Origin of the sequence: Kocuria sp. NPDC057446, from assembly GCF_042802875.1 — a bacterium.
Lineage (GTDB): Bacteria > Actinomycetota > Actinomycetes > Actinomycetales > Micrococcaceae > Kocuria.
On sequence record NZ_JBHVDI010000001.1, the window covers coordinates 73,037 to 83,828 of the forward strand.

12 protein-coding genes are annotated in these 10,792 nt (G+C 71.4%); 4 read left to right on the forward strand and 8 right to left on the reverse strand.

Translation table 11 applies throughout. The features are described from left to right. Positions 1 to 77: 77 nt before the first annotated feature. Positions 78 to 1,436, reverse strand: a complete 1,359-nt coding sequence (dnaB, locus tag ACFU0Y_RS00350; RefSeq protein WP_380212463.1) for a replicative DNA helicase — start codon at positions 1,434 to 1,436, stop codon at positions 78 to 80. Between the two features lie 150 nt (positions 1,437 to 1,586). On the opposite strand from dnaB, the gene ACFU0Y_RS00355 reads away from it, so the two are divergent. Next, the gene (locus ACFU0Y_RS00355) at positions 1,587 to 3,017 is read left to right on the forward strand and encodes an amidase family protein (RefSeq protein WP_380212451.1); all 1,431 of its coding nucleotides are present in this window, start codon (positions 1,587 to 1,589) and stop codon (positions 3,015 to 3,017) included. Between the two features lie 166 nt (positions 3,018 to 3,183). Next, on the forward strand, positions 3,184 to 4,158 hold the full coding sequence (locus ACFU0Y_RS00360; protein WP_380212452.1) for an ABC transporter substrate-binding protein: 975 nt from the start codon (positions 3,184 to 3,186) through the stop codon (positions 4,156 to 4,158). Here the strand turns inward: ACFU0Y_RS00360 and ACFU0Y_RS00365 are convergent. Further along, positions 4,155 to 5,339 carry a patatin-like phospholipase family protein gene (locus tag ACFU0Y_RS00365; protein WP_380212453.1) on the reverse strand — a complete coding sequence of 395 codons (1,185 nt, stop codon included), beginning with the start codon at positions 5,337 to 5,339 and terminating at the stop codon, positions 4,155 to 4,157. The two genes, ACFU0Y_RS00360 and ACFU0Y_RS00365, sit on opposite strands and share 4 nt — an antisense overlap. A gap of 489 nt (positions 5,340 to 5,828) precedes the next feature. After that, positions 5,829 to 6,137: a hypothetical protein gene (locus ACFU0Y_RS00370; RefSeq protein ID WP_380212454.1), complete on the reverse strand. Its 309-nt coding sequence runs from the start codon at positions 6,135 to 6,137 to the stop codon at positions 5,829 to 5,831. Positions 6,138 to 6,234: 97 nt separating this feature from the next. On the opposite strand from ACFU0Y_RS00370, the gene ACFU0Y_RS00375 reads away from it, so the two are divergent. After that, positions 6,235 to 6,852: a class I SAM-dependent methyltransferase gene (locus tag ACFU0Y_RS00375; protein ID WP_380212455.1), complete on the forward strand. Its 618-nt coding sequence runs from the start codon at positions 6,235 to 6,237 to the stop codon at positions 6,850 to 6,852. Between the two features lie 152 nt (positions 6,853 to 7,004). Here the strand turns inward: ACFU0Y_RS00375 and rplI are convergent, their stop codons facing one another. The 5 genes from rplI to ACFU0Y_RS00400 form a co-directional block, all read right to left on the reverse strand. Further along, positions 7,005 to 7,454, reverse strand: a complete 450-nt coding sequence (gene rplI, locus ACFU0Y_RS00380; RefSeq protein WP_298587300.1) for a 50S ribosomal protein L9 — start codon at positions 7,452 to 7,454, stop codon at positions 7,005 to 7,007. A gap of 19 nt (positions 7,455 to 7,473) precedes the next feature. Next, a complete protein-coding gene (gene rpsR / locus ACFU0Y_RS00385; protein WP_017835048.1) occupies positions 7,474 to 7,710 on the reverse strand; it encodes a 30S ribosomal protein S18 in 237 nt (78 codons plus the stop codon). Between the two features lie 78 nt (positions 7,711 to 7,788). Next, positions 7,789 to 8,418, reverse strand: coding sequence for a single-stranded DNA-binding protein (locus ACFU0Y_RS00390; RefSeq protein ID WP_380212456.1), 630 nt, complete (start codon positions 8,416 to 8,418; stop codon positions 7,789 to 7,791). Between the two features lie 111 nt (positions 8,419 to 8,529). After that, positions 8,530 to 8,835 (reverse strand): 30S ribosomal protein S6, encoded by a 306-nt coding sequence (rpsF, locus tag ACFU0Y_RS00395; protein ID WP_035924389.1) that lies wholly within the window; start codon positions 8,833 to 8,835, stop codon positions 8,530 to 8,532. Between the two features lie 184 nt (positions 8,836 to 9,019). Next, on the reverse strand, positions 9,020 to 9,451 hold the full coding sequence (locus ACFU0Y_RS00400; RefSeq protein ID WP_380212457.1) for a TM2 domain-containing protein: 432 nt from the start codon (positions 9,449 to 9,451) through the stop codon (positions 9,020 to 9,022). A 259-nt stretch (positions 9,452 to 9,710) separates the two neighbouring features. Here ACFU0Y_RS00400 and ACFU0Y_RS00405 point away from each other — a divergent pair, with 259 nt between their 5' ends. Then, entirely contained in the window at positions 9,711 to 10,739 is a 1,029-nt protein-coding gene (locus tag ACFU0Y_RS00405) for an extracellular solute-binding protein (RefSeq protein WP_380212458.1), read from the forward strand. Positions 10,740 to 10,792 lie beyond the last annotated feature (53 nt).

Sequence of the window (10,792 nt, forward strand, 5' to 3'; positions counted from 1 at the left end):
ACGGGGAGCCGCACACCGGACCAGCTGTGACATCACGACGGCGGCGGTCGAGCGGATCTGCCCGGCCCGGGCAAGTGTCAGAGTCCTTCGTGCGCCATGTTCGCGAACCGGGAGTAGTGACCCTGGAACGCCACCACGATCGTCTTGGTGGGACCGTTGCGGTGCTTGGCCACGATGACGTCGGCCTCGCCGGCACGCGGCGACTCCTTGTCGTAGACGTCGTCGCGGTGCAGCAGGATCACCATGTCCGCGTCCTGCTCGATGGACCCACTCTCGCGGAGGTCGGACACCATCGGCTTCTTGTCCTGTCGCTGCTCCGAACCACGGTTGAGCTGGGACAGGGCGATGACCGGGACCTCGAGCTCCTTGGCCAGCAGCTTGAGAGCACGGGAGAACTCCGAGACCTCCTGCTGGCGGGATTCGACCTTCTTGCCCGAGCTCATGAGCTGGAGGTAGTCCAGCACCACGAGCTTCAGGTCGTGCTTCTGCTTGAGCCGGCGGCACTTCGCCCGGATCTCCATCAGCGACATGTTCGGGGAGTCGTCGATGAACAGCGGCGCAGAGTCCATCTTGCCCATCGTGGTGGCGATCTTGGCCCACTGCTCGTCCTGCAGCCGGCCCTTGCGCAGGTCCTGCATGTTCAGCGTGGCCTCGGCGGAGAGCAGACGCATGGCGATCTCGTTGCGGCTCATCTCGAGGGAGAAGATCACCGTGGTCTGGTTGTGCTTGATCGCCGCGGACCGCGCGACGTCGAGGGCCAGCGTCGACTTGCCCATGGCCGGTCTCGCGGCGATGACGATCATCTGACCGCCCTGGAAGCCCTGGGTCAGCTCGTCGAGCTCGATGAAGCCGGTGGGCACCCCTCGCATGCCCTCGCCGCGGGAGCCGGCGGCCTCGATCTCGTCCACCGTGGACTCGATGACCTCCTTGAGCACCGTGTAGTCCTCGGAGGAGCGGCGCTCGGCCACCTGGTAGATCTCGGCCTGGGCGGCGTTGACGATGTCGTCGACCTCACCGTCCGAGCTGTAGCCCAGCTGCACGATCTTGGTGCCGGCCTCCACGAGCCGGCGCAGCACGCCGCGCTCACGGACGATCTCGGCGTAGAAGCCGGCGTTGGCGGCGGTGGGCACGGAGGAGATGAGGGTGTGCAGGTAGGCGGGTCCGCCGACGCGCTCGATCTCGCCGCGCTTGGTCAGCTCGTCGGCCACGGTGATGGCGTCGGCCGGCTCGCCGTGGCCGTACAGGGAGATCACGGCCTCGTAGATGGACTCGTGGGCGGGCTTGTAGAAGTCGACGCCGCGCAGGACCTCGACCACGTCCGCGATCGCGTCCTTGGACAGCATCATCCCGCCGAGCACCGACTGCTCCGCGACGTTGTCCTGCGGCGGGGTCCGGCCGAACTCCCGGTCGCTCCCGGACGAGCGCTCCGACACCATCGACACCTGGTCCACCTCTCCCCGCGCGGCCTGCCGTCAGCAGGGCGCGCACACGACGACGCCGCCCCGACCTTCCGGGCAGCCCCTCCATTCTCGCACCGACCGCGGACACCGCTTGCCGCCCGGGCGCGTCCGTGGACACCATGGACCATGACGCTCAGCACAGACCTCAGCGGCCCCCGTTCGTGGGACGTCCGGACCACCCGGGCGGAGCTGGCGGCGGGCCGGATCAGCCATGTGGAGCACCTCGACGCCCTGCTCGAAAGCCTGCCCACCGCGCAGCGGCTGGGCGCGGTGATCAGCGCGGACCCGGAGCTGGCCCGGGCCCTCGCCCACGCGCTGGACCGCCGGGAGACCCGGGGCCCGCTGACCGGGATCCCGCTGGCGGTCAAGGACATCGTGGACGTGGCGGGCTTCCCCACCACGGGCGGGACCCGCGCGCTCGAGGGCGACGTGGTGGTGCGGGACGCCCCCGCGGTGGCCCGCCTGCGGACGGCGGGGGCCCTGTTCGCCCTGAAGACCAACCTGCACGAGCTGTCCTTCGGCATCACCTCCAACAACGGCTCGTTCGGGCCGGTGCGCCATCCCGCCGACCCGGCCCTGAGCCCCGGCGGCAGCAGCGGGGGCGCGGCCGTGGCCGTGGCGGTGGGCCTGGTGCCGGCGGCGGTCGCCGCGGACACCGGGGGCTCGGCCCGCATCCCCGCCGCCCTGTGCGGGGTCGTGGGGTTCCGCCCCACACTGGGCCGCTACCCGTCGTCGGGAATCCTGCCGATCGCCCACTCCCGGGACACGATCGGGCCCATGGCGCGGACCGTGGACGACGTCGTGCTGCTGGACGCCCTGCTCGCGGGCGAGCACCCGCTCGGGGCACCCCCCGCCCGGCATCTCGAGATCGACGACGAGGGCCCCGGCCCGCTGCACGGCGTCCGGCTCGGCGTGCCCGAGCTGTTCCTCGAGGACCTGGAGCCGGGCGTGGACACGGTCTTCGGCGCCGCCCTGCGAGCGCTGGAGGCGGCCGGCGCGGAGCTCGTGGGCGTCGACGTCCGCCCGTCCCGCGAGCTGGCCGCCACGGCGGGCATGACGATCGCCCTCCACGAGTTCCTGCCCGATCTCCAGGCCTATCTGGACGCGCGCGGCACGGGGCACTCCCTCGACGAGGTCCGGGACGGCATCCGCAGCCCGGACGTGCGGCGGATCTGGGAGCTGGCGCAGGTGTTCCGCGCGGCCGAGGACGAGTACCGGGCGGCCCAGGAGGAGCGCCGGCTGGCCCTGCGGCTGTACACCGGGGCCATGCAGGCGCAGGGGGTGACGGCCCTGGTGCAGCCGACCTGCCCGCTGACGGCCCGGCCGATCGGCGACGACGAGACCGTGGAGCTCAACGGACGCCGCGTGCCGACCTTCGACACCTTCACCCGCCACTCCGACCTGGCCGGCATCATCGGCACGCCCGGCATCAGCCTCCCCGCCGGTCGCACCGCGGAGGGCCTCCCGGTGGGCCTGGAGCTCGCGGCGGGACCAGGTGCGGACGCCGTGCTGCTGGACCTCGCCCGCACCGTGGAGGCGCTGCTGCGCGACCAGTGAGGCGCTGCGGTCCCCTTCCGGGGACAAGCCAACGATTCAGAGCCTCAACCGTTGACGAATCCAACGGTTCGCCTCTACGGTGAGGGCACCGATGTGCGTGATGCATCTCACAGCGGAACCGCCGGTGTCGCGCGCCGGCCGGACCGACCCGAGGAAGAGGACCACCATGAAGCACCCGTTCGCCAGAGCAGCCGCCGTCGGAACCGTCCTGACGTTCGCCCTGACCGCCTGCGGCGGCGGAGGCACCACCGGTGGGGGCGGGGACGGCGAGGAGCTGCAGCCCCTCACCATCGGCGTCATCCCCATCGCCCCGTCCGCGCCCGTGCAGCTCGCCCTCGACGAGGGCATCTTCGAGGAGCACGGCCTGGACGTCACGATCGAGACCGCCCAGGGCGGCGCGGCCATGCTCCCGGCCGTCTCGGGCGGCTCCATGGACATCGGCGTGGGCAACCCCCTCTCGGTCATCCTCGCCAAGGGCCAGGGCCTGGACATGAAGATCCTCACCGGCTTCAGCAGCTCGATGCCCGAGGGCGAGGACATCACCGGCGTGGCCGCCACCCGGGACGCCGGCATCACGTCCTGGGCCGACCTGGCCGGCAAGCGGGTCGCGGTGAACACGGTCAACGGCCAGGGCGACCTGACCATCAAGGAGGCCGTCAGCCAGGACGGCGGCGATCCCGACGCCGTGAACTTCGTGGAGATGCCCTTCCAGGACATGCCCGCCCAGCTGGAGCGCGGGGAGATCGACGCGGCCTGGGTCCCGGAGCCGTTCCTGACGCAGCTGATCGACGGCGAGCAGACCGCGCTGGTCGGCTACAACTACCAGGACACGGTCCCCGGTCTCGACACCATGGTCACCTTCAGCAGCACGGCGTTCACCGAGGAGAACCCGGAGGTCCTCGAGAACTACAACGCCGCCATGGAGGAGGCCCTCCAGTTCGCGCAGGAGAACCCGGACCGGGTGCGCGAGACCATCGTGAGCTTCCTCAACATGCCGGAGGAGGTCGCGAGCAACCTGCGGCTGGAGGAGTTCGACGCCGAGGTGGACCGCGACGAGCTCGAGACCCTCGCCGAGCTGATGCTCAAGTACGACGTCATCGACAGCGAGGCGAACCTCGACGAGATCATCCAGGCGGATTAGGCCGCCGGGCCCGGCCGCGCCGGCGGGAACTCGTCGGCGCGGTCGATGGCCTCCTCGGCCATCCGGCGGCCGAGCTCGATGAGCTCGGCCGCCCGGTGGAAGTCCAGCAGCCGCCCGGCGCTCTTCGGCACGGTGAGGAGCAGGTCGGGCGGATAGCCGGCCAGCCGGTAGCGCAGCACCATGGACTGGAGCACCTCGAGGGACAGCTGCATGACGTCGAGGGTGCGCAGTCCTGCCGGCAGGGCGCCGAAGCCGTCCTCCGCGAGCACCTCCGCGGCCCTCTCGGCGGTCTCCTCGGCAACCTCCTCGGGAATCTCGTCGGGAATCTCCTCCGCGGTCATCATCCCGGGGGTCTCCCGGAGGGCGTCCGAGGCCGCGTCCCGGACCGCATCCCGGACCGCGTCCCGCACCAGGTCCTCGGCGGTCCCAGCCGGGGCGGCGCCGGCCGGACGCAGGAACCGGGACGGAGTGCCTCGGCCGCGCGGGTCCGCGAAACGCTCCAGGACACTGCGCGTCAGCTCGCGGTCCAGCACGTGGGAGGCGCTGCGCCGGAACCGCTCGGCCCACTCCTCGGCGGGACGCACGGCCGCCGTCTCGTGGGCCGGGACCCGGCCCTCCCCGGACTGCTGCCCCCCGGACAGGGAGACCGCCACCGTCACGTCCGCGCGGGTGGCGACGGTCGCGGCGATGGGCACGGGGTTCATGATCCCCCCGTCCGCGAGCAGCCGGCCGTTGAGCATGACGGGGGTGATGATGCTGGGCAGCGCGATCGACGCGCGCACGGCCGCGTCCACCGGACCCTCCTGGAACCAGACCTCCTTGCGGGCGAGCAGGTCCGTGGCCACCGCCGTGAACGGGATGGGCAGGTCCTCGATCAGCCGGCCGTCGAGCAGCTCGCGCACCTTGGCCATGATCTTCTCGGCGCGGATCACCCCGGGCGCCGAGGGGGACGGGTCCAGCAGCCGCAGCACGTCCCGCTGGCTCAGGCCCCGCACCCACTGCGCGTACGCCTCCAGCTGCCCGGCGGCGTGGAGTGCGCCCACGAGCGCCCCCATCGAACTCCCGGCGACGGTCACGATGTCGTAGCCGCGCTCCTCGAGCACCTCGATCACGCCGATGTGGGCGTAGCCGCGGGCGCCACCGCTGCCCAGCGCCAGGGCCACGCGCGTGCGAGGGGGCATCCGCCGCTCCTTCCCCGCTGGGACCGGTCGACGGACCGGTCGGGTCCTCCGAGCCTAGCCCGCCGCGCGCGGACGGCGGCCGTGGACCGGCTCGTGGCCCGGCTCGTGGCCCGGCTCCCGGACCGACGGCCGGAGGACCGACGGCCGGAGGACCGACGGCCGGAGGACCGACGGCCGGAGGACCGACGGCCGGAGGACCGACGAGCCTATCAGCCGGGAGAGTTTTCCACCCTGTGGACAACCGGTGGAAAACGCCGTGGACGGCTGTGCACAGGTTGGGGAGAACCCTGTGGAAGATGAGTCACAGTTCTCCCCAATATCCGCTCTGACCTGGGCAGACGTCGGTGCACACCCTGTGCGGTGCGGACGGTGGAAGCACAGCGTCCGTCCACAGCGACGTTCTGTGCGATGTGGGTTACTGCACGGTCCGGGGAGCCGCCGGCCCCGGGCAGCCGGGGCCGTCCGCGGCGCGGAGGCACGGGTGGGCCGTCAGGCGACCGAGGCGACGAGAGCCAGCCAGAGCAGCGGGTGGCAGAGCACCGACAGGGCGAGCAGCACCAGGAACCGGACGCGGGCGGACGGGAAGCCGATGGCCCCGGCGAGGGCCACCACCGCCGTCACGGTGGCCCCCACCGCCGCGGCGACGAACCCGAGCACGAAGAACGCCATGGAGGTCTCGGGGCCTGCGGAGTTCCCACCCAGGAATGCCACGACAAAAGCCAGTACGGTGAAGAGCAGGCACCCCACGCCGAACCAGTACAGGGCGGACGGTGGGACGCGGGAGATCAGGGACGGCATGCATCCATTGTCCCCCGGGACCCCGGCGGCACCGCCGCACCGCCCCGCGGGTGCCTGCACGCCCGGCCCACGCACCCGACCCACCCAGGAGATCCCCGTGGACGACAACCAGCGCATGTGGGAGGACCGGTACGCCTCAGGGGCGTCCTCCCCGGACGGCGCTCAGCCGCACCCCGAGGTCGCCGCCCTCCTGGAGCGCACGGCCGGGGAGCGCGCCGACGGCCCGCCGAGCGCCCTGGATCTCGGCGCGGGCACCGGCCGCCACACCCTGGCCCTCGCGGCGGCCGGCTACGACCCCACCGCCGTGGACTTCTCCCCCAGTGCCGTGCGGAGCATCGCCGGCGCCCTCGCGGAGCACGGCCTGCCGGGCCGTGCCCTGGTGGCCGACCTGCGGACCTGGACCCCCGAGCAGGAGCAGCGCTCCGGTCCCGACGCCGTGCCCCCGCGGTTCGACCTCATCGTCGCCGTGTACTTCCAGCACGACCTGTCCCTGCTGCGCCGCGCGGCCGAGTGGCTCGTCCCCGGCGGCCGGCTGCTGTGGCTCACGCACGCCCCCGGCAGCGTCGAGGGACCGCCCCCGGCCGTGCCCCGGCCCAGCCTGCAGGAGACCGTGGCCGTGCTCGAGGGCAAGGGCCTGGACCTGCTGCGCGCCCAGCAGGTGCGCACCTCCGAGGCCGCGCTCGACGTCGTCCTCGAGGCCGTCCGGCCGCGCTGAGGGGCTCACGGTCCGGCAACCGCCGCCGAAGGAACCCGGACCGCGGCCCGAAGGGCCACCGGAGCACGGACGGACAGACCCCGCAACGCGACGAGGGCCCCCGCGGCGCACCGCGGGGGCCCTCCTCGTCCGTGCCGGACCGGGGAAACCGATCAGGCGGGGACGACCTCGAACTCGACGTTCGCGTTGACGTCCTCGTGCAGACGCACGGAGGCCTGGTACACACCGGTGGTCTTGATGTGCTGGTTGAGTTCGACCTTGCGCTTGTCCACGGCGCCGAGACCGGCGGCCTCGACGGCCTTGGCCACGTCCTCGGCCTTGACGGTACCGAAGAGGCGACCCTCGGAGCCGGCCTTGACCGGGATGGTCACGGTGGCGGAGGTCAGCTTCTGGGCCAGGGCCTGGGCGTCCTCGAGCGAGGCGACCTCGCGCGCGGCGCGGGCGGCCTTGATGCTCTCGATCTGCTTCTCGCCGCCGCGCGACCACGGGGTCGCGAAGCCGCGCGGGAAGAGGTAGTTGCGGGCGTACCCGTTCTTGACCTCGACCACGTCACCGGCAGCGCCGAGACCCGTGACCTCGGTCGTCAGGATGATCTTTGCCATGAGTGTCTGTCCTCTCTGATCAGCGGCCGGCGCCGGAGTAGGGCAGCAGCGCGACCTCGCGGGCGTTCTTGATCGCCAGGGCGATCTTGCGCTGCTCCTGCACGGTCACACCGGTGACGCGGCGGGCGCGGATCTTGCCGCGATCGGAGATGAACTTGCGCAGCAGCGCAACGTCCTTGTAGTCGATCTCAGTGACTTTGGCAGCCTTGAGCGGGTTCTGCTTTGGTTTGGGCTTACGGAGTTCAGCCTTGGCCATCGTGGTGCTCCTTGTTCTTCGAGTGGAGCCCGCGGCTTGTCACCGCGGGATGGGGTGGATGGGAAAAGTGCGGAAGGTCTAGAACGGCGGTTCGTCGTCCTGGCCGCTGCCCCAGTCGTAGTTCCCGCCGGAGGACTGGCTCCAGGGGTCGTTCTGGGGCGCGGCCTGCGGAGCGGCCTGGCGTCCGCCGCCGGAACGGCCGCCCTGGCCGAAGCCGGAGCCCCCGCCCTGCTGGCCGCCGCCACCGAATCCGGAGTCGCCCCCGAATCCGCCGCCGGCCGGGGCGCCGGCGCCGAAGCCGCCGCCCTGCTGGCCGCCACCGCCGCCGCCCTGCCCGCCGGAGCGGGCGTTGCGGTTGACCTTCGCCGACGCGTAGCGCAGCGAGGGTCCGACCTCGTCGACGTCGAGCTCGGTGACGGTGCGCCGCTCGCCTTCCTTGGTCTCGTAGGACCGCGACTTGAGCCGACCCTGGACGATGACGCGCATGCCCTTCTGCAGGGACTCCGCCACGTTCTCGGCCGCCTCGCGCCACACGGAGCAGCGCAGGAACAGGGTCTCCCCGTCCTTCCACTCGTTGGACTGGCGGTCGAAGGTGCGGGGCGTGGACGCAACGGTGAAGTTGGCCACGGCCGCACCCGACGGGGTGAAGCGCAGCTCGGGGTCAGCGGTCAGGTTGCCGATTACGGTGATGACGGTGTCACCAGCCATGTGGACCTCCCGGGTCGAGGATGTTCGCGGTCGTGCGGGACGTGCTCGGGTCTCTGCAGCATCTCACCGGGGGCCCGGTCCGGGCGCCCTCGGCGATCAGTTGTGAAGTCCCTACTCGGCGGAGATCTTCTGCTCTTCCGGGCGGATGATCTTGGTGCGCATGATGGCCTCGTTGAGGTTCAGCACGCGGTCGAGCTCCTGGGTGGTCTGCGGGGTCGCGGTGAAGCGCACGACCGCGTAGATGCCCTCGGTCTTCTTCTGGATCTCGTAGGCGAGGCGACGGCGGCCCCAGATGTCGACGTTGTCGACGGTCCCGTTGTCCTTGGTGACGACCTCGAGGAACTTCTTGAGAGTCGGCTCCACGGCACGATCCTCGACCTCGGGGTTGATGATCACCATCAGTTCGTACTCACGCATGTTCGAACCCACCTCCTTCGGGCTGAGCGGCTGCGGTCCTTCCGCAGCAGGAGGTTCTGTAGCGTCGTCCGCGCGCCGGCGCCGCACGTCGGGCGGCGGGCACACAGACCTCACAACACTACTACACCCACGGGTCCGCGCGGAACGGGGCGTCCGGCGCTGCGGGGCCGCACGGAGCGCGAGCTCAGTACCGGTAGGCGCTGCGGGCGATCGAGGCGTTCACGAGCGCCGTGCGGAACGGCATGGTGAAGACGTCCAGGAACATCAGCAGCATCCACGGGATCAGGAACAGGATCCCCACGCCGACCCCTGCGAGGGTCCAGCCCAGGCCGCCGAGGAACAGGTAGATCAGACCCCAGACCGGCTGGCGCAGATAGAACTTGTGGATGCCCAGCCAGCCCAGGAAGAGCCACAGGACGTAGGCGAGGAGCACGGACTTGCCGCCCACCACGTTGACCACGGGCGGCCCGGGGTGCGGGGCGCCGCGGCCGTCCCCGCCGAACGGCTGACCGGGCCGCTGCCCGTACTGCTGTCCGAAGGACGGCCGGGAGTACCCGGCCCGGCTGGGGTCGTTGTTCAGCGGGACGGGGCGGTAGTACTCGGGCTCGGGAGCCACGCGGATCCTTTCGACACGGGTTTCCACCCGGAGCGGGTTCGACGGGTGCCGTCCGCGGTCGACGGCCTGACCAGTGCAACGGCCCGTCCGTGACGGCTATTCCGGTGCGGGCCGGCACGTGCTGAAGGGTGCACACCGCATCGCGGTGGCGGTGCCTCGCCCCCGGGCGCGACCCGAGGAGGTCCGATTAGGATACGCTTTCGTTGCCAAATGATCGTCGCGCGGTTTCCGAGCGCCGCGCCCTCCGGAAGAGGCCCCGATGCGTCGTCGTTCCCTGTACGTCACCACCGGCATCCTGACCGCGCTGACGACCCTGGTCACCGGGTGCGGCACGCTCGGCCTGGGTCAGCAGCCGGCCGACCTGCAGATCTACTCGGCGCGGCACTACGACCTCGAGGGCGCCTTCGGCGATTTCACCGACGAGACCGGCATCAGCGTCGAGTTCATCACGGGCGACGACGCCGAACTCCTCGAGCGCCTCAAGGCGGAGGGGGACGACACCCCGGCGGACGTGTTCATGACCGTCGACGCGGGCAACCTGTGGAACGCCGCTCGGCAGGACGAGCTGGCCGCGCTCGACTCCGCGGCCCTCGAGGAGGCGGTGCCGGAGGACCTGCGCGACCCGCAGGGCCGGTGGTACGGCCTGGCGATGCGCGCGCGCACCGCCACCTACAACCCGGACGACGTCGACACCGCGGAGTTCGACAGCGCGGAGACCTACGCCGGGCTCGCCGACCCGGAGTGGAAGGACCGGCTGTGCATGCGGGACGCCACCTCGGCCTACACCCAGTCCCTGGTGGCGAGTCTGATCGACCTCCACGGCCGGGAGCGGGCACTGGAGATCGTCGAGGGCTGGGTCGGCAACAACGTGCAGATCATGAGCAACGACATCCTGCTGCTCGAGGCCATCGACGCCGGGACGTGCGACGTGGGGATCAACAACCACTACTACCTCGCGCGCACCCTCGAGGAGAACCCCGACCTGAACGTCGACCTCTTCTGGGCCAGCCAGGACGGCGCCGGCACGCACGTGAACATCTCCGGGGCCGGAGTGGTCGAGGGCTCCGACAACGCCGACGACGCCCAGCGGCTCATCGAGTGGCTCGCGACCGACGGCCAGAACGCGTTCGTGGACGCCAACCACGAGTTCCCGGTCAATCCCTCCGTGGAGCCGGCACCCAGCATCGCGGCCTTCGGCGAGTTCGAGCGGATGCCCCTGAATGCCGAGGCCTACGGAGACCTCAACGCCGAGGCCGTCGACCTGCTGGCCGAGGCCGGCTACCGGTGATCGGAGCCGGCCACCAGTGACCGAACCTGCTGTCCTCGCGGAGACGAGGACAC